This is a genomic window from Paenibacillus sp. Y5S-9 (assembly GCF_036894235.1).
GTDB lineage: Bacteria > Bacillota > Bacilli > Paenibacillales > Paenibacillaceae > Paenibacillus.
In genome coordinates this window covers 4,852,355-4,871,717 of record NZ_CP145887.1, presented here as the reverse complement: position 1 = coordinate 4,871,717, position 19,363 = coordinate 4,852,355, and the positions used below count along the sequence as shown (strand labels likewise).

Annotated in this window: 17 protein-coding genes; 15 read left to right on the top strand and 2 right to left on the bottom strand. The window is 48.3% G+C overall.

Annotated elements, in window-relative coordinates; genetic code table 11:
- The first annotated feature begins 51 nt into the window (after positions 1-51).
- The 3 genes from V6669_RS21545 to V6669_RS21535 all read left to right on the top strand — a co-directional run bounded on the left by V6669_RS21545 (position 52) and on the right by V6669_RS21535 (position 5,585).
- Positions 52-1,236 carry an exonuclease SbcCD subunit D gene (locus V6669_RS21545; protein ID WP_036615059.1) on the top strand — a complete coding sequence of 395 codons (1,185 nt, stop codon included), beginning with the start codon at positions 52-54 and terminating at the stop codon, positions 1,234-1,236.
- On the top strand, positions 1,233-4,652 hold the full coding sequence (locus tag V6669_RS21540; protein WP_338587995.1) for an SMC family ATPase: 3,420 nt from the start codon (positions 1,233-1,235) through the stop codon (positions 4,650-4,652). Before V6669_RS21545 ends, V6669_RS21540 begins: the two co-directional genes overlap by 4 nt.
- A 588-nt stretch (positions 4,653-5,240) precedes the next feature.
- On the top strand, positions 5,241-5,585 hold the full coding sequence (locus tag V6669_RS21535) for a hypothetical protein (protein ID WP_338587994.1): 345 nt from the start codon (positions 5,241-5,243) through the stop codon (positions 5,583-5,585).
- A gap of 779 nt (positions 5,586-6,364) precedes the next feature.
- Here the strand turns inward: V6669_RS21535 and V6669_RS21530 are convergent.
- Positions 6,365-7,498: a bifunctional cystathionine gamma-lyase/homocysteine desulfhydrase gene (locus V6669_RS21530; protein WP_338587993.1), complete on the bottom strand. Its 1,134-nt coding sequence runs from the start codon at positions 7,496-7,498 to the stop codon at positions 6,365-6,367.
- 1 nt (position 7,499) lies between these two features.
- On the bottom strand, positions 7,500-8,423 hold the full coding sequence (locus tag V6669_RS21525) for a cysteine synthase family protein (RefSeq protein WP_338587992.1): 924 nt from the start codon (positions 8,421-8,423) through the stop codon (positions 7,500-7,502).
- Positions 8,424-8,670: 247 nt separating this feature from the next.
- Between V6669_RS21525 and V6669_RS21520 the strand changes: the two genes are divergently transcribed.
- The 12 genes from V6669_RS21520 to V6669_RS21465 all read left to right on the top strand — a co-directional run bounded on the left by V6669_RS21520 (position 8,671) and on the right by V6669_RS21465 (position 19,096).
- On the top strand, positions 8,671-9,030 hold the full coding sequence (locus V6669_RS21520) for a histidine triad nucleotide-binding protein (protein WP_024628477.1): 360 nt from the start codon (positions 8,671-8,673) through the stop codon (positions 9,028-9,030).
- A gap of 232 nt (positions 9,031-9,262) precedes the next feature.
- On the top strand, positions 9,263-9,436 hold the full coding sequence (rpsU, locus tag V6669_RS21515; protein WP_005547957.1) for a 30S ribosomal protein S21: 174 nt from the start codon (positions 9,263-9,265) through the stop codon (positions 9,434-9,436).
- A gap of 15 nt (positions 9,437-9,451) precedes the next feature.
- On the top strand, positions 9,452-9,895 hold the full coding sequence (locus V6669_RS21510) for a GatB/YqeY domain-containing protein (protein WP_017687237.1): 444 nt from the start codon (positions 9,452-9,454) through the stop codon (positions 9,893-9,895).
- A 282-nt stretch (positions 9,896-10,177) separates the two neighbouring features.
- Positions 10,178-11,500 (top strand): NfeD family protein, encoded by a 1,323-nt coding sequence (locus tag V6669_RS21505; RefSeq protein WP_051447387.1) that lies wholly within the window; start codon positions 10,178-10,180, stop codon positions 11,498-11,500.
- 158 nt (positions 11,501-11,658) lie between these two features.
- Complete coding sequence (gene floA, locus V6669_RS21500) at positions 11,659-12,669, top strand: flotillin-like protein FloA (RefSeq protein ID WP_076332307.1); 1,011 nt, start codon at positions 11,659-11,661, stop codon at positions 12,667-12,669.
- 13 nt (positions 12,670-12,682) lie between these two features.
- A complete protein-coding gene (locus V6669_RS21495) occupies positions 12,683-13,285 on the top strand; it encodes a hypothetical protein (protein WP_338587991.1) in 603 nt (200 codons plus the stop codon).
- Between the two features lie 180 nt (positions 13,286-13,465).
- Positions 13,466-13,759: a sporulation protein YqfC gene (yqfC, locus tag V6669_RS21490; protein ID WP_017687241.1), complete on the top strand. Its 294-nt coding sequence runs from the start codon at positions 13,466-13,468 to the stop codon at positions 13,757-13,759.
- Positions 13,756-14,949: a sporulation protein YqfD gene (gene yqfD / locus V6669_RS21485; RefSeq protein WP_282320716.1), complete on the top strand. Its 1,194-nt coding sequence runs from the start codon at positions 13,756-13,758 to the stop codon at positions 14,947-14,949. The genes yqfC and yqfD overlap by 4 nt, the downstream gene beginning before the upstream one ends.
- Before the next feature lie 6 nt (positions 14,950-14,955).
- Positions 14,956-15,927: a PhoH family protein gene (locus V6669_RS21480; protein WP_036615039.1), complete on the top strand. Its 972-nt coding sequence runs from the start codon at positions 14,956-14,958 to the stop codon at positions 15,925-15,927.
- Positions 15,928-15,943: 16 nt separating this feature from the next.
- Positions 15,944-18,193 (top strand): HDIG domain-containing metalloprotein, encoded by a 2,250-nt coding sequence (locus V6669_RS21475; protein ID WP_036674803.1) that lies wholly within the window; start codon positions 15,944-15,946, stop codon positions 18,191-18,193.
- A gap of 34 nt (positions 18,194-18,227) precedes the next feature.
- Positions 18,228-18,725, top strand: coding sequence for an rRNA maturation RNase YbeY (ybeY, locus tag V6669_RS21470; protein ID WP_074095880.1), 498 nt, complete (start codon positions 18,228-18,230; stop codon positions 18,723-18,725).
- Positions 18,725-19,096, top strand: a complete 372-nt coding sequence (locus V6669_RS21465; RefSeq protein WP_338587990.1) for a diacylglycerol kinase family protein — start codon at positions 18,725-18,727, stop codon at positions 19,094-19,096. The genes ybeY and V6669_RS21465 overlap by 1 nt, the downstream gene beginning before the upstream one ends.
- Positions 19,097-19,363 lie beyond the last annotated feature (267 nt).

Genomic DNA, 19,363 nt, shown 5'->3' with positions numbered 1-19,363 from the left:
GATCGGAATTTAAAACTATGGATTTCATATGGGAGAGGGGTGGAACGGACGATGCGTATTTTGCATACAGGGGACTGGCATTTGGGGAAAACGTTGGAAGGACGAAGCCGACTGCGTGAACAGGAAGATTTCGTTGATGAACTCGTCAGGGTGGCTGATGAGCAGCAGGCGGATGCTATATTGATGGCCGGAGATGTGTATGATTCGGTGAATCCTCCCGCAGCGGCGGAACAGCTTTTTTATGAAGCGGCAGCGCGTCTGACGGAGCATGGAAGACCTCTTGTGGTGATTGCAGGAAATCATGATCAGCCAGAACGTGTAGCTTCTGTAACTCCACTTGTGAACAGACAGGGCATCACACTCGTAGGGATGCCTACTTCAGAAGCGGTAACCATTCATGCAAAGCGAACCGGAGAAATTGCACAGATTGCCGCATTACCTTATCCTTCTGAAGCCAGATTGAATGAATTGCTGACAACGGATGGTGACGAAAATGTGCTTCGTCAGGCATACAGTCACCGTGTGGGCATGTTAATGCAGCGTCTGGCCGCTTCTTTTCGCCCGGATACCGTGAACTTGGCCATGAGCCATATCTATGTGCTCGGCGGACTTGAGAGCGATTCGGAACGTCCGATTCAGATCGGTGGGGCCTACACGGTAGACCCTTCGTCTTTATCGACTGGTGCGCAATACACGGCGCTCGGACATCTTCATCGCGCACAGGCTGTCAAAGGAGACGGTGTGATTCGATATAGCGGTTCTCCCCTAGCCTACAGCTTCTCCGAAGCAGGGCAGAGCAAGTCTGTCACGATGGTTGATCTGGCACCGGGTGGAGCAGCACAGGTAGAGGAAGTTTTGTTAACATCCGGGCGTCCGCTTGTGCGTTGGCAGGCGCGTGGTGGTCTGGCAGAAGTATATCGCTGGCTGGATGAGGGACGTGATCCGCAGGCTTTTATCGACATGGAAGTGTGGCTGGACGAGGCGATGTCTCTGAAGGAGATTCAGCAGCTGCGAAAATCACATGAAGGTATCATCCATATTCGCCCGGTGTATCCCGAGATGGCTGCAGCAGGACTTTTGGAGCAACGATCCGAGCTACCTGTACATGAACTGTTCCGTAAATTCTATCAGCGTCAGACCGGTGGCGCACAACCGGAAGACAGTCTGGTACAGCTTTTCCTGGAACTTGTCGATGAAGATGAGCCGGGTGTGCGTGAGGAGGTTGAGGAAAGATGAAGCCGATTCTATTAAAAGTTGCCGGACTGCAAAGTTATCGGGAGATGCAGGAGATTGATTTTACCGTGCTGACAGAGACGGGGCTATTCGGTATTTTCGGTCCAACGGGTAGTGGTAAATCTTCCTTGCTCGATGCCATCACACTCGCCATGTACGGAAAAGTGGAACGCGCTGTGAACGGGACGCAAGGCATTATGAATCATGCAGAGGATTCGTTGTCGGTTGCTTTTACATTTGAACTGATGTCGGCGGAAGGCACTCGAAGGTTCCGGGTAGAACGACGTTTCAAACGAAATAATGAAGTGTCGGTGAGTAACACGATCAGCAAATTCATAGAGACTGTTAATGGCGAAGAAAAGGTACTTGCCGACAAATTGGCAGATGTTAATCGCTGCGTTGAAGATGTGATCGGTTTGAAGATGGATGATTTTACACGGGCAGTGGTGCTTCCGCAAGGAAAGTTTGCCGAGTTTTTGTCACTCAAAGGCAGTGAACGTCGCCAGATGTTGCAACGATTATTCCATCTGGAGAAGTATGGGGACCAGTTGGCTATCAAATTAAGCCGGCGGGTCAAGGATAATGATATGGTTCACCAATCTCTTGCTGCGGAGCAACAGGGACTGGGCAATGCCAGCAAGGAGACGCTGGAAGAAACGAAATGTCTTCTTCAAGCGGCTGTTCAGCAGTCTGAATTGTCCCGCAAAGCGCTGGATGAAGCTGCGAAGGAAGCTGAACAACTGGGCAAAATTCGTGAGTTAAGTAACGAACGGCAGGCCCGGACGGATGAACAGCAGAAGCTGAAAGCACTGGAACCACAGATAGAGGCAGGCGAACAACGGCTGAAACAATCCGTTGCGGCAGATACAATACTGCCTGCGTTGCAGACGGTTCGAGATGCCGCAGCTACACAGAAGCAGCGGCAGGATACCGCCGAGACAGCTCATCAGCAAGCGTTGGAACATGAGCGTATGGCTGTTCAGGAAGCGGAGAAGGCCGAGACGGCACGCAAGCAAATGACGGAGGAAGAACCGAAACTTTTGCTGCGCCTGGAGCAACTCGAACAAGCAAAAGAGCTGCAACGAGAACGGGACGGGCTTCAGGCCGATTGCTCGCGCCTCACGCAGCTGCTGGAACAGGGGCAGGGCGAACAGACTGCTCTGGGACAGCAGCTTGAGAAAGAAAAGGAGCTGCAGCAGCGCGGACGCAAACGGCGTGAAGAACTACAGGAGAGCCTCAAACCAAATGAAGTGAAGTCAGAGGAACGCAGGCAACTTCAGGCTGCGCTTGAACTGAAGCATCGTGTGGATACTGCCGCGGAGCAGTTGCAGCAAAACAAGGCTGACATGCAAGCCTATAAGCAGTCGGCAGAACAGGGAGCCAACAAGCTGAAGGCGGCGGCTGAGGAAGAAAAACGCCTGAGTGATCAGCGTCAGCATCTGGTAGAACAGGCGTCAGCAGGTCTTGAGGCCTTGCTTGCCTGTGAGCAGGATATTAGCCGCGAACAGAACCTGCTGGCCCTTGCGGAGGAACAGCTGCGCGGCACGATGCGTGAGCAGGAGCTGCACCGGCTGTCCTCCGCCTTGCGCGCCGAGCTGCGTGACGGCGAGCCATGCCCGGTGTGCGGCTCGCCGCATCACCCGCTCCCGGCTGCGCCGCCGGGAGAAGGTCCGCACGCAGGCGATGCGGACCTGGAACTGCTGCGCAGCCTGCACGCAGAGCTGCAGGAGCTGCGCTTTGGGCTGCGCCAGCAGCTGCACGAACGTCGCAGCCTGCTGACGCAGCTTGGCGCTGCGGCCGGCGAAGCTCCGGCCGCAGCCGAGGCCGCGCCTGCGGCAGCGGAGCCCGAGCCCGCCGGGTCGCCCGAACACGGGCGCTCCCCGGCAGGCTGGGCATCGCGTGCCGCTGCGCTGCGCGAAGCCGCGCAGGCGCTGGCTGCCGCAGCAGCGCCGCTCCAGGCCGAAGCCGCCGCGTTGCAGCAGGCGGCTGTGGGCGCGCAGCAGCGCCGCATGGAAGCGGCAGCTGCGCAAGAGGCCGGCCGTGCCGGGCTCGCCCAGGCGGAGCGCAAGCTGGCCGAGAGCGAGGCCACAGCGGCTGCCTTGCAGAGCCGCTGGGCCGCGGAACTGCCGGGCATCGCACAGGAGGAGGCCAAGGCCCTCTATCAGGCGATGCAGGAGCGCGATGCACGCGCCGAAGACATCAAGGAACGTCTGAACAAAAGCGTGACGTTCCTTGAGGAAAAAGACCAGATCATCCAATCTCTCCAGCAGAAGCTGGTTGAATTGGATAAACAACTGATTCAGTGGCAAACGGAGTGGCAGGGCAATAGCAAACAGCTGGCCGAGAAGGAAGAACGTTTACGCCAGTGGGTAGGGGAGCAGCGGGTAGAGGATCTGATTGCTGCGGCTCAGGCTCGTCTGGATGGACTGCGGAAAGCAGCTACAGACTTGGCACAACGCTTCAAAGAAGCGGACACGCTGAAGCAGGAATCAGCCAAGAAAGACGTTATGGCTCAGCAGGCAGCCGCCTCGGCCACAGAACATCTGCAGCAGGCACAGGAACGGTGGAAGCAATTGCTGGAACAATCCCCGTTTGACTCGGATGATGCTGTTGTATCCGCGGCGATTCCTTCCCAGGAAGCAGAGCGACTGGCAGGGGAGATCCAGCAGCACCGTGAACGTGAGCGTGAACTGGCATCCCAGTTGCGTGAATTGGAACAAAAGCTGGCTGGAGCTGTCGTATCGGAGGAACAGTGGTTAGCCTGCACCGAACGTTTGCAGCAGGTCCGAATTGAGGACGAGGCTGCCCTTCGTGCTAAAGCACGTGCAGAACGTGATCTGGAGGATGTGGAGCAGCGACATGTTCGCTGGACCGAACTTGAGAACAAGCGGGTGGAGGTAAGCCGTCAAGGCGAACTGCTCAGCAAACTGCAATCCGCGTTCAGAGGTAATGCTTTTGTTGAGTATATTGCCGAAGAACAACTGATGCAGGTTAGCCATGCGGCATCTCAGCGTCTGCGCTTTCTGACCAAACAGCGTTATTCACTGGAGGTGGATTCCGGTGGTGGTTTTGTAATCTGTGATGATGCCAACGGGGGAGTCAAACGACCGGTATCAACGTTGTCAGGTGGCGAGACATTTTTGACTTCGTTGTCACTGGCCTTGGCACTGTCGGCCCAGATTCAGCTGCGAGGTCAGTACCCACTTCAATTCTTCTTCCTGGATGAAGGGTTTGGTACTCTTGACCCTGAACTGTTGGATACCGTCATTACGTCTCTGGAAAAATTGCATGACGACCGATTGGCTGTTGGTGTAATCAGTCACGTGCCTGAACTGCGTGCACGCTTGCCGCGCAAACTTGTGGTGATTCCGGCAGGTGAGGCAGGAAACGGCTCACGTGTGGTCTTGGAGACCCTGTAGAGGGCAATGTGTAAGCAATATAGATCATAGAAGCGCCTCTAATAGTCCAAGCAAAATGAATATTAGAGGTTGTTCAAAAAGTCCGCTTTTGATTACGAATGGTGCCTGGCGGCATCATCAACATCGAATATGGAATTCAGCTGAAATAAGTAGGGGCTTACGGAGGTTTTTCCTTCGGAAACATTGCGGTTGCTCACGTAGCTCTATCTATGCTCCGCTACTCCATTTCTAGCTTTATCCCGTCTTTTTGGTACTGAAAACCGCCCTTTTTAAACACGCACTATTACGGAATATTATTTTTGTAGAAATATTTCTTTTCTTGCTTTTATAACTTAGCGGAGTGAGTTACATCACAGATACAGGTTCATCCCGCTGTTATACTACAGCTAAGCCGACAAACTTTATTTAAGTACCCCGGCGGACATCTGATCAGGACGTTTCCTGAATAGATGTCCGCGCAGCAGACTTCCAAGGAAGCCGCTCACGGGGTGCTTCTTTTTTTGTGTTTTCTCGTCAGTAGTGTCAATTCGCCCAGTTCTGAATACCATGAAAAGGTGATCAAGAGCAGAATCAGGGAGGCGTTGGCAAGTGGAAAAAGTGGAAGCGAAGAAAATATGCAAGGAACACATGCACCGTTATGTATGTGTACAGATGAATGACGGTATGCACTACGATGGCATTATGGAAAATGTGGATGACGAAATGATCTACCTGGCTGTTCCCGTTGGACCGGAAGTCATGGTGAATCATGCGAACTGGGCTCCAAATGCAATGCCGGGAGCAAACTATCCGATAGGTCATACTCGCGGATTTTACCCAGGATACGGGTACCCTACTCCTTATCCGTATTATGGTTATGGCCGTAGACGTTTTAACCGACTGGTGCTCCCGTTATTTGCGCTTACAGCGTTAACTCTTTTACCGTACTATTGAAATTAAAAAAGCAGGCATAACTACGTGATTCAATCTCATGTACCCTATGGGCATCCTATGAAAATCCTCGAAAAATAACTAGCTGAGGATGGCGGTTTCATTCATGGTACCGTACAACATGAAACAGAGAGGTCTTATCACATACGGAGTCTCAGCCTGATGTATCGCAACAGTCATTGCAATACAACTGGCAACATACGAACATCCAAAAAGGTCATGCCTGTGCAGAAGCGAACTTCTGTAAGGCATGACCTTTTTTTGAACCTAATTAGTGTAAGGTTGAGGATGAACGGATAGTATATAGCGTGTATTCAAACCTTGCTGAAAGCAGAAGCAGGTCTAAACGTGTCGCAGCAGAGGTATACCACATCCATACCACATCCTGAATATGTGAGAACGTTCCTAAGTGCGAGCAAACGATCAAGACATAAAGCTTTAATTCTTTATCCCGATAAAAATCTTCGCTTCGGGTGGAATCGCTGCTGTTCTCTTGCCCACGGTTAGAGGAGCGGAGCATGGTGTGCGAGCGCTGACGAATCTGAGACATCTTATTCAAGGTTTTGAAGCGTCAGCAGCAATCTAAGGAATCTGAGACACGTTATAACCGGATAAACAGCCTTTTTCAGCATTGTTGTGAGGTTATTTTGGGAAATAACGTGCCTGATGTTCCTTATAATTTCAAATGAGGACCTGAACATCAAATAAGACGTCCTGTGTTCCTTAGAAAATCTTCGACTACCCATTCACGAGTATCAGCCAGTACGGACTTCAAAATGCCCTTAACCTAATGCAGATTTCAAATCCTCAAGTAAATCCTCAACATCCTCGATCCCAACGGAGATACGAATCAAACCATCCGTGATGCCCAATTCTTGTCTACGTTCATACGGAATGGAAGCATGTGTCATTCGGGCAGGGACAGAAATTAAACTTTCCACCGCGCCCAGACTTTCAGCCAATGTGAAATAACGAACTTTGCTTAATATTTCATCTACTTTTTCAGCACTGCCTACATCAAAGGAAACCATGCCGCCATATCCTCTCGCTTGCGTGGAAGCGAGCTTGTGCTGCGGATGGTCGGGCAACCCGGGATAATAAACTTTGCTCACTGTTGGATGCTGATTCAAAAATGTCACAAGCTGCTCTGTATTCCGTTCCTGCGCTTCCATCCGCAATCCCAATGTTTTAAGACCTCGCATTAACAACCAGGAATCCATGGGTCCCAGGACTGCGCCGATTGCATTTTGGATAAAATGCAGATCTTCTCCAAGTTGCTCGCTGTTAACAACCGCAAGTCCTGCCACGACATCACTATGACCACCGATATATTTTGTTGCAGAATGCAGTACAATATCTGCCCCCAGAGCCAGCGGGGTCTGCCAATAAGGCGTACTAAACGTGTTATCCACGATGAACAGCAATTCATGTTGTTTCGACCACATCGCTACAGCAGCAATATCGGTGACCTTGAGTAACGGATTGGTAGGTGTTTCTACATAAATGGCCTTTGTATTGGATTGCAAAGCCTGCTCCATTGCTTGTAGTGAGGTGGTATCTACAAAGGTAGACTCGATCCCCAGACGATTTAGAACCTTGGTGAAAATGCGGTAAGTCCCGCCGTATACGTCATCCGTCAGAATGACGTGATCTCCAGTTTTCAACAGAGACAGTACAGCGTGAATTGCAGCCATGCCCGAACTAAAAGCAAAACCTCGAACGCCATCCTCCAGCTCTTTAATGACTTCTTCCAACGCATGACGGGTAGGGTTGCCTGTACGTGAATACTCGTATCCTTTGTGTACGCCAACCGATTCCTGCTCATACGTGCTTACTTGATAGATAGGTACACTCACTGCTCCAGTGTGTGGATCACCAACAATTCCTGCATGAATCAGCTTTGTTTTTGGTCTCATGTTATTGTCCTCCATCATAGATATTTTGGCTTAAATACCGTTCGCTGCTATCCGGGAAAATAACGACGATGTTACTTCCGGGGGCTGCGTGGCCGGCTTCGTTTAATGCGGCTTGCATAGCTGCACCTGATGAGCTTCCTACCAGTAAGCCTTCCAATAGGGCTAGATCCTTCACCCGCTCAAAGGCATCTACATCTGAGATCGTATGAATGGCATCAAAGTAACTCACATCCATAAAAGAAGATAACGTTTCGACCCCTATTCCTTCTGTCCGATGTGGTCCCGATGGACCTCCTGCGAGAATCGAACCTTCGGGTTCTACGATACATGTTTTAATTAACGGGTTTTGCTCCTTCAAATAGCGAGACACTCCCATGAAAGTTCCGCCAGACCCGGCTCCGGCGACATATACATCCACCTGCCCGTTCAGATCACGCCAAATCTCAGGGCCCAGATGTTCATAATGTGCGAGTGGGTTATCCGCATTGGAGAACTGACCTGGAATATACGAACCCGGTATTTCTTTCACCAGCGATTCCGCCTTGCGTATGGCACCAGTGATTCCTTCGGATGTGGGTGTGTTGACGACCGTAGCACCAAGGGCTTTCATCAACTGCTGCTTCTCAACGCTGAACTTCTGAGGTACCGTGAAAATGACCTTTAAATTTAGGCCTACAGCCGCCATTGCAAGCCCAATTCCTGTGTTGCCTGCGGTAGCTTCAATCACTGTTCCACCTGGCTTAACATCTCCTCTTGCCAAGGCCTTCTCCAATAAAAACTTGCCGATCCGGTCTTTCACACTTCCTCCGGGATTCATGAATTCCAGTTTGGCGAACAGGCGGATTCCTTCCGGTAATGGATAACGAGTTAATTCAAGCAAAGGTGTATTTCCTATAAGTTCCTGTACATGTTGATAAACGGTCAAATTAACCAATCTCCTTTTGTGTGTCATTAACCATACATATTTGTTTAATTGGGAAAAGTGCGTGATAAAACCATATTTCGATAAAATGGCTTGGTATACATCCAATGTTGTATAGTGTTCGGCTCGATGATAGATGGAGAGTTGACCTAGAATACCTGGTTGTGTGTCTAGAGATTGGACGTGGGTTTTTACTTTTAGTATGATAGAGGGGAATACATACACTGGAATACAAAGGAGGGTATGAACTATGGATTGCTTATTTTGCAAAATTGTAGAGGGCAGCATTCCCTCCAATAAAGTACTGGAGAATGACCATGTTATCGTTTTTCATGACATCCAGCCCGCTGCACCGACACATGTTCTTGTCATTCCGAAGAAACATATTGCTTCCATGAATGAAGTTACTGCAGAAGATCTGCCATTGATCGGCGAGATTCATCTGGCTGCTCAAGAAGCGGCGAAGCGTCTTGGCGTGGAGGAAACAGGATATCGATTAATCAACAATTGTGGTAAGGATGGAGAACAAACCGTTCATCATCTGCATTACCACTTGTTGGGTGGTACCAGACTTGGCGTGTTGACAAGTCTGTCCGATTCTCACAAATAAACGAGCTGATGGGTACTACTATTGAGGATTTAGTCATATGCATTAAATCCATGAATGTGTGACCAAATGCTTATATAATGAATCCATTTCATAATACCTTTGAGTTATAAAATGGATTCAAATAAGTGATCATTACATTGAGGTTGACACCTTTATTATCTTTCGCCTATAATGTAAGATGATGAACCGTGTTATTGCTCTTGGACGGTCTGGTCGGAGGGAGGGAAAACTGGTGTCTGAAACTAAAGTTCGCAAAAACGAGACTATTGATGCTGCACTTCGTCGTTTTAAACGCTCCATCGCTAAAGATGGCGTATTGGCTGAGGTGAAGAAACGTAAGCATTATGAGAAGCCAAGCGTAAAGCGCAAGAAAAAGTCCGAGGCTGCTCGTAAGAGAAAGTTTTAGGAGGATTTTAATTACATGAATCTTAGCGAACGATTGAACGAAGATATGAAGCAAGCGATGAAGAGTAAGGACAAGTTCAGACTCTCCAACATTCGGTTGATTCGTTCGACGATCAAGAATCTTGAAATAGATTTGAAAAGAGATTTGGATGACAACGAAGTGCTTGATATCCTGAGTCGTGAAATCAAACAGCGCAAAGATGCCCTCCAAGAATTTGACAAAGCGGGCCGTGAAGATCTCGCGGCAAATGCAAAAGCGGAAATTGAAGTACTCATCCAGTACCTTCCCACACAGCTTACCGAAGAAGAAATTAAAGTTATTGTACAGCAGACCATCCAGGAAACCGGTGCTTCTTCGAAAGCCGAGATGGGGAAAGTCATGGCGGCCCTTATGCCGAAAGTTAAAGGCAAAGCGGACGGCAAACTGGTAAATCAAGCAGTTCAACAATTTCTGCAATAAAGCAAATCAATAAACACCTCCTGACTTGTCAGGAGGTGTTTTTTCCATTTACCAGAAGGCATGATAACCTTGGGATGATGAAATTTCTTTTTAATGGTTAATATATATTATTATGGATTTTTATTCTTGCAATTGATCGAGATTTCAAATATAATTTTAAGATTTTGAAACGAAATGTTGCATTGCACGTAATAAATACCATAAGCTGGACAGTATAACATTAATGGAAAAGGGGGGACTATTGTGAAGGGAAAGCGCCGGAAGAAGCTTACGGGGCCATTGATGCTCTTAATGCTGCTGACGCTGTTGCTTCCTGTCTGGATTGGATCACCGTCAGCGCATGCAGCTGAGAAGAGTGGCGCCGTATATATTATTCCGGTTGATAAACCAATCGAGCAGGGACTTGGCAAGTTTATGGAACGCGGGTTCAAACAAGCAGAAGAGATGAATGCTGGCCTGATCGTTCTTGATATCAATACGCCGGGAGGCCGTGTCGACACTGCAGAAGCATTGGGTACCCTGATCAAGGACAGTCCGATTGAGACTGTTGCATTTGTTCGTGGAGATGCTGCTTCAGCCGGGAGTTTTCTGGCTCTGAATGCAGATAAGATCGTAATGTCACCAGGCAGTATGATTGGTGCGGCAGCAATGGTGGACAGTACGGGTAAACATGTTGATGATCCAAAGCTTGTTGCATTCTGGAAAAGCAAAATGCAGGGAGCGGCAGAAATCAGTGGTCGTGATGGCAAGATTGCAGCTGGAATGACGGATGTTAACATCGTTGTTGAAATGCCAGAGATTAATAAAACCAAGCAAAAAGGTGAAATTATTGCTCTCTCGGCTGAAGAAGCGCTGAAAGTTGGTTATGCCGACCACATCAGCAACACACCGGAAGAAGCGGCAGCTTGGGCAGGTTACAGTCAGGATGACGTATTTAAGGTAGAACGAACAACAGCGGAGAATATCTCCTCTTTTCTTACCAATCCGGTTGTCATGACTGTGTTATTGTTCCTCGGAATCGCGGGTGTGATCATTGAATTGATTGTTCCTGGTTTTGGAGTTCCTGGTATTGTAGGTATCGTGTGTTTCGTGTTGTATTTCTCGGGTAATTACATTGCGGGATTTGCCGGAGCAGAGACATGGGTGCTATTTACCGTCGGACTCATCATGATGATTCTGGAGATGTTTATTCCGAGCTTTGGTATTCTGGGAATTTTGGGATCAATTGCGCTTGTGGCCGGTGTTGTAAGGGCCGCTTATGATACGAGTGATGCATTTGTATCTCTGGGTATCGCTTTTGGAGCAGCATTGGTAGTCATTGCGATCATCTCAATTATCTTTAAGGATCGAGGGATATGGAATCGGTTCATATTGAGTGACAGCATGTCTGCGGATCGGGGTTATTCATCAGCCACAGAACGCAAAGAGCTGGTTGGTCTGCAAGGAATCAGTCTGACACCACTTCGTCCTTCTGGAACAGCGATGTTTGAAGGGGAACGAATTGACGTTGTGACGGACGGAGATTTTATTCCCATCGATACTCCGATTATTGTGATTAAAGCGGAAGGTACCCGGATTGTGGTTCAGCAAGCTTTGCCGGTGTAACTCGCTCTGTTGTCGAAGCGGATTAACGCTTTGGCAATGTACATAACCATTAGCTGAAGCTGCCAGCGTGGTGCATTCTTTAATTTTAGCAGCGGACTTATGAATGCCTTCTCAAATATTTTTATCAAATTCTATTTGCAAATGGAGGAAATTAAACAATGGACACATCTATGATTACGATTTTGCTCATTGCGGTAGTAGGTATTATCGTATTGAGCGTATTTTTCAGCTTTTTCCCGGTTATGCTCTGGGTTTCAGCGATTGCATCCGGCGTACGTGTAAGTATTATTACACTGGTAGCGATGAGACTGAGACGTGTAACGCCTAGCCGTATCGTTAATCCAATGATTAAAGCAACCAAAGCCGGTCTTAAACTCTCAATGAACCAATTGGAAAGTCACTTCTTGGCCGGTGGTAACGTTGACCGTGTTGTAAACGCTCTGATTGCTGCACAACGTGCCAACATTCCACTCGAATTTGAACGTGCTGCTGCCATTGACCTCGCAGGTCGTGACGTATTACAAGCCGTACAAATGAGCGTTAACCCACGTGTTATCGAAACACCGATTGTCTCTGCGGTAGCTAAAGATGGTATTGAAGTTAAAGTTAGAGCACGGGTTACGGTTCGTGCCAATATTGACCGTCTCGTCGGTGGTGCTGGTGAAGAAACGATCATCGCCCGTGTTGGTGAAGGTATCGTAAGTACAAACGGTTCATCCAATTCTCACAAAGACGTCCTGGAAAATCCGGACCTGATCTCCCGTACCGTATTGTCCAAAGGTCTGGATGCAGGTACTGCTTTTGAAATCCTGTCCATTGATATTGCGGACGTTGATGTAGGTAAAAACATTGGTGCCTTCTTGCAAACAGAGCAAGCAGAAGCTGACAAACGTATCGCACAAGCGAAAGCGGAAGAGCGTCGCGCAATGGCCGTAGCCCAAGAGCAAGAGATGAAAGCACGCGTAGTGGAAATGAGAGCACGCGTTGTTGAATCCGAATCCCAAGTACCTTTGGCAATGTCTGAAGCTCTGCGTAGTGGTAAGATTGGTGTTATGGACTATATGAACCTGAAGAATATTGAAGCGGATACTCAAATGCGTAACACATTGGGAAAACCTGGTGAAGGTTCGAATTCCAACGATCAGGGTGATTCCAAAAACGGAAGATAGGCGGTGAGTGCATATGGGCCTATTTGAATGGATTTTTGATAATCTGTATATTGTGGCCGTCATCGGTTTTGCACTCTTCTCCTTCTTGGGGAAAGCTGCCAAATCGGCTGATCCGAACAAAAAGCGTCCTGCCAACGGGATGCCTACGTTTGGAGGTAGCGGTGATTCAGGCCGGGATGAACGCTCAAGAGACAACTCATCTCCGCAGCAGCAGTCTTCCGGACCTGCAGACCCCCGCTATGATGAACAGTATGACGATCGGTATGATGACGTGCAATATGAGAATCAGTATGATGAGCCGTATTCAGAGCCTGCTGCTTCTTCTCGCCCTGCAACTGGCTACAGAAGTGAGGGCACGATGAGTGCCATGGAAAATTCACTTGAGGAACAGATGAGAGGCATGGAAGAACAGCAGCGCTTGATTGAAGAACGCTTGAATCGCATCTCTTCTGCGAATCGGCCAGTTGTGTCTGATTCCAGTTGGGATGAGACCAGCATCGATGAATCGGGAGCGTCTCCGCTTCGTCCTGCTGATATTCGCACAGGTGTCCTGTGGGCAGAAGTACTGGGTTCTCCTCGTTCCAAGCAACCGTTTGGTACAAGAGGAAAACTGTAAAGAAGTCAATTTATTGGACGGAAATAAAGCCGTCTCTGGTGAGCATAAAGCCGCCGGAGACGGCTTTTTCTGTGTGCGATCCTTTTTTCTCAACATTCGTCCCTAACACGCCCCGGAATTTTCATAAATTCATGAATCTGCGCATAAGTTGAACTGTAGAGGAAGGGGGAAGACCTTCGAATGACCCGGATCAGCCGCAAGCTGCGCAGATGGACCAGTGAAGTGTTGGATCTGCCGCAGGATGTGCTTTATGATATGCCACGGTTAACCCTGATCGGCAGTAAGCAACTGTATATAGAGAATCATCGCGGTGTCATCCATTTCACCCCGGATCGCATCGTGCTGGCTCTTTCCCAAGGCCAGTTGGAGATCAAAGGAACTGCCTTGGTGATACGTAACATTTTGCCGGATGAAGTAGCTGTTGAAGGAACGATTCTGGATATTCATATGAATGGAGTGGAGGGGAACGGATGAAGCAGCCCAGTCTGTACAAACTGCGGGGAGCAGTCCGAATCACGGTCACTGGGGGAGACATTGAAACATTGATCAACACGGTGGCAGAGCAGGGACTGGAAGTGTGGAACCTGCGTGCTCACGATGGACGCGTGGCAGAGATGAACATTCTGCTGCCGCATTTTTTCAGGTTGCGTCCTGTGTTGAAACGGACAGGCTGCAGGGTGAAAGTAACCCATCGCAGCGGTTTCCCCTTTTTTGCGGCCCGATTATTGCGGAGGAAGTTCTTTCTTGGGGGGATGCTGTTTTTTGTGGCAGCTTTGTTTGCGTTGTCGTCCATGGTATGGAGTGTGGAGGTCAAGGGTAACGTCACCATTCCCACCGACGAGGTGCTTGCAGCAGCGAAGAAAGAGGGGATATATCCTTTGCAATGGGGGTTCCGTCTGCAAAGCCAAGACAAGCTCTCCAGGCAGCTTGCACTCGCTCTGCCGGATGTAACCTGGATTGGCGTGAGCAAAGAGGGGACAACCATTACCATTCAGGTCGTAGAATCGGCGCAACCAAAGCGCGAACCATTGCTGAATCCCAGACATTTGATCAGTAAGTCAGATGCTGTGGTCACTCAAATCTATGCGGAGCAGGGACGCCCTGTTGTTCAGAAGGACATGCGTGTCAAAAAGGGTCAGGTATTGATCTCGGGAATTCTCGGGGATGAGGAGAACACCAAAACCATCGTTGCCAAAGGTGAAGTTCGTGGCCTGGTATGGCGTGAGTATCAGGTAGAGGTTCCGCTGGTGCAAAAACATAATACAATGACAGGTGAGAGTAAAGAACGTTTTTACATGGTGCTGGGAAATTGGGCGATCCAACTGTGGGGGTACGGAAGTACACCGTTCAGTTCATTTGATACCGAGAGTAATCATAAACCATTGACGTGGCGATCCTTTACACTTCCCATGGGTTGGCTGACAGAGAAAGATCTGGAGACCCGAGAGCATGAGCAACAACAGACGATAGAATGGGCCAGAACAAAAGGATTGGAAGGAGCAAGGAACGATATTATCGCCAAAAACGGCAAAGGAACAAAAATTATAAGTGAAAAAATTTTGCATGAGAAGAAAGAGAATGGTAAAGTTTATATGAAAGTCTTATTTGAAGTAGAAGAAAGCATTGCGGAAGAACTTCCGTTAGTCCATAGTCAAGGAGAATGAGGATATTTGTCAGAGCAAACACGCAGCATACAAATCTCCCTCCAGAGTGCGGGAGAGGGCCAATCTCTTTTTGGACCCCAAGATACTTTTCTTAAACTGATTGAATCCGAGATTCCCGCCCAGATTGCATCCCGTGAAGCGGAGATTGTGATTTTTGGCAACGCACAGCAGGTGGAATCGCTTGAACAATTATTTGATGTGTTACTGCAATTGATACGCAATGGATATGTGTTAACCGAGAGAGATGTGAAGTATGCGATTGAACTTGCCAAGGATATGCGGGCAGACCAGCTATTGGATCTGTTCAAGGGCGAGATTACGACGACATACCGAGGTAAACCAATCCGTGTTAAAACCATTGGACAGAAACACTATGTAACTACAATTAAAAAACGTGATATTGTATTTGGCATTGGTCCTGCCGGTACAGGTAAAACCTACCTTGCTGTTGTACTGGCTGTTGCCGCAATTAAAGAAGGCAGCGTCAAACGGATTGTACTTACACGGCCTGCAGTTGAAGCAGGAGAGAGTCTTGGGTTTTTGCCAGGTGATCTTCAGGAGAAGGTAGACCCTTATCTGAGACCGCTGTACGATGCTCTGTATGACGTTATGGGACAAGAACAGACTGCGAAGGCACTGGAGCGTGGGTTAATCGAAATTGCACCACTCGCCTACATGCGGGGGCGTACGCTGGATGACTCCTTCATCATTCTTGATGAAGCACAGAACACAACGCCGGAACAGATGAAGATGTTTCTGACCCGTCTTGGTTTTGGCTCCAAAATGGTCATCACCGGAGACGTGACACAGATTGATTTACCGCGTGGTAAGAAATCCGGGCTTGTGGAAGCGAATGCGATCTTGAACGAAGTTAACGAGATTGGATTTGTCTATTTTGCCGAGCAAGATGTTGTACGGCATTCCCTTGTCCAGAAAATTATCGTGGCTTACAACCACGCCGCAGAAAATCAAGCATAGAAAGGGATTGTCTAAAGTGACCTCGAAGGAACCGTCAAAAGGCAAATCTTTTCAGAATAAGGCTACAGGATGGAAGTATAGCGTGTGGGCACGCTATCTTCTGTTTTTGTTTCTGGTGATTCTTTTCTACGTCAGTCTGGCTTCCAAGCTGCTCCCTGAGCGCTATGATATTCAGGAAGGGACACGGAGTGAAGTGGACATTGCTGCGCCCATGCAGATTCCGAATAACAAGGCCACACTCAAAGCACAGGAAGAAGCTGCTGAACGGGTACAGCCGATATTTCAGATTGTCCAGTTGCGAAACGAAAATTTGATGACTACCCTGCTTGATCGTGTAGATCGATTAAATCAGGATGATCAGATTTCAAGTCAGGACAAGATTGATATTTATCGGGATGAAATTCCGCAGCGCCAGAAGGATTTTGTGACCAACTATATCAATAATAATCGGAAAGCCGGTACATACTCCGAGACTCTGTTGGAAGAGATCAGAAATGTGGTACAGGAGCAAAGCTACCGTATTCCTGAAGAAACTTACATCAAAATCTCGCGTCTCACATCGGATGATATCCAGGAGATGAAACCGGTTGCGAGGGATATTGTTGCCCGGTTAATGACGGATCAGATCAGCGATGCAACCACTGCCCGTGCCAAAGTAGCTGAGATGGTGAGTGTCAGCTCTCTTGGTAAGCGTACGCAACGTGAGGTCGTGCAAGAGCTTGCTCGCCTCGTGGTGACCGCTAACCGCTTCTACGATGAAGAGGGAACCAAGGAAGCGAAAGTTCAGGCGCGTGAGAACACGCAAACCGTCTTTATCAAGCAAGGGGACACATTAGTTGCCAAGGGTGAGATGATCACCCCGGAGATGTATACTTTGCTGGATGAGAATGATTTGTTGAAAAATGAAGTAAACTACTGGCCACAGCTTGGACTTCTTATGTTTTCCTGCCTGTTGTCGGCAGCCATTCTGATGTATATTCAGCAAGGCAGCGGAACGCATTTCAAATATAATAATGCGCAGCTGTTGATGCTTGTTCTCATTTTTATTATTACGATTGTAGTTATGCATGTGACGGCGATTATCCAGACCAATGAGAGGTCTTATGTTGGCTTCCTTGCACCAGTTGCGGTAGGAGCGATGTTAATTGCCTTGTTACTGGATACCTCGCTTGCCTTTGTATGTTCGATATTGATCGGTATGTTGTCCAGCATCATTTTGAATACCCATCAGGGTCAGCTTTTTGACTTCGAATTAGGTTTCTTCGCTGTATTGGTTTCATTTGTTGCGATCTTCGCCACTCATAAGGCTAGCCAGCGATCAACGATCCTGAAAGGGGCCATTATGGTCTGTCTGTTCGGGTCCATAGCCGTCTTCACCTTGGCTTTGATTGACTCGGGCGATTGGAATCGAACCACGACATTGTATGGCGTTGGATTTGCATTTGCTGGTGGCGTATTAACTGCCATACTGGTCATCGGGCTGATGCCATTTTTCGAAACATCATTTGGTATCTTGTCAGCGCTCAAACTGGTGGAACTGTCTAATCCGAACCATCCGCTTCTACGCAAGTTGCTGACGGAGACACCGGGTACCTATCATCATAGCGTTATGGTAGGCAATCTGTCCGAAGCAGCAGCAGAAGCCATAGGAGCTAACGGATTGCTCTGCCGAGTGGGTTCGTATTATCATGATATTGGCAAGACGAAGCGCCCCATCTATTTTATTGAAAATCAGAACAATATGGAGAATCCGCATGATTCAATTGATCCGAAACTGAGCAAATCCATTATCGTAGCCCATGCGCGCGATGGGGTGGAAATGCAGAAGGATTACAAGCTGCCCAGACCTATTCGGGATATTGCGGAACAGCATCACGGCACAACATTTCTCCACTATTTCTATCACAAAGCACTGCGCCAGGCGGAAGAAGCAGGCGTTGAGCCTGATTTCACGGAAGAAGATTTCCGTTACCCTGGGCCGAAGGCTCAGTCCAAGGAATCGGCTATTGTTGGCATTGCCGATAGTGTGGAGGCTGCTGTGAGATCTTTGCGCAAACCGACAGTGGAGCAAGTGGAGTCCATGATTGAGAAGATTATTAAAGGACGATTGGACGATCACCAATTCAATGATTGTGACCTTACGATGCGTGAGCTGGATATCGTCGCCAGAACATTAAAGGAAACGGTGATGGGTATCTTCCACTCCAGGATAGAATATCCGGAGGAGATTAAGAAACCAAAGCCAACTTCACCCGAAGCGGGCTAATTTAATAATATGAGCAGACAGGAGTTATGAAAGAATGAGTCTTAATCTGGCATGGAATAATGAACAACAGGATAAAGAAATTACAGACCCAATGATTGCAATGCTGGAACAGTTGCTTAATCTCGCGGGAGAAGCGGAAGGTGTTACAGACGGGGAAGTGGCTCTGACTTTTGTAAACGATGAGCAGATCCATGAGTTGAACCGTGATTATCGCGGCATTGACCGTCCTACGGATGTACTGTCTTTTGCGATGAACGAAACGGTGGATGAAGAGCTCGATATTATCTATGAGCTTGACGAAGATGAAGAAATGGAAGAAATGCCGGATGTTCTTGGAGACATCATCATTTCCGTACCACGGACCATCCTGCAAAGTGAAGAGTATGGACACTCATTTGAACGTGAGCTTGGTTTTCTGTTTGTCCATGGTTTCTTGCACCTGCTCGGATACGACCATCAGGATGAAGCCAGTGAGGCTGAAATGATGGGCAAACAAGAAGCGGTATTGGCCCAGGCCGGGTTGACACGATAATGAAAAGACGCTCCTGGGGTCTGGTATTCCGCAATGCTGCGGAAGGAATCGCATATGGGTTGCGGACTCAGCGTAATGTGAGAGTTCACACGGGAGTGGCTATTTTGATGTGTGTAGCCGGCTTTTTTTTCAGAATCTCAAGAACGGATTGGATGTTTGTGCTGACCGCTGTCTTTTTGGTGCTGGTGACTGAATTGATGAACACGGCTGTAGAGGCAGTGGTTGACTTGGCACACCCCCATATCCATCCGCTGGCAAAAGCGGCAAAGGATACCGCGGCCGGGGCAGTTCTGCTGGCTGCGGTATTCGCCGTCATCATCGGTTGTATCGTTTTCATTAAGCCGGTGATGAGCTGGCTGGGTTTGTACTGATTTTGTTTTGATTTTGATTCGTTTTGTGATTTTAATACTACACAACTTTGTAAAGTTAGACCTTTTTTAAGTTGAACTTATAGACGTTACACGATAATGAAGAGGACAGAAATAAACCTGTAGAAGCGAAGCGTTCGCCTTTATCCCCGGATTTTCACTTTGAAAAAGTGAATCAAAAAATCTGGGGATAACAGCGATCGAAGGGTTATTCTGGACTCGGAGTGGCTAGTGTAAAATTGGCTTTGGTTGAACTTAATTCGTAGGTAC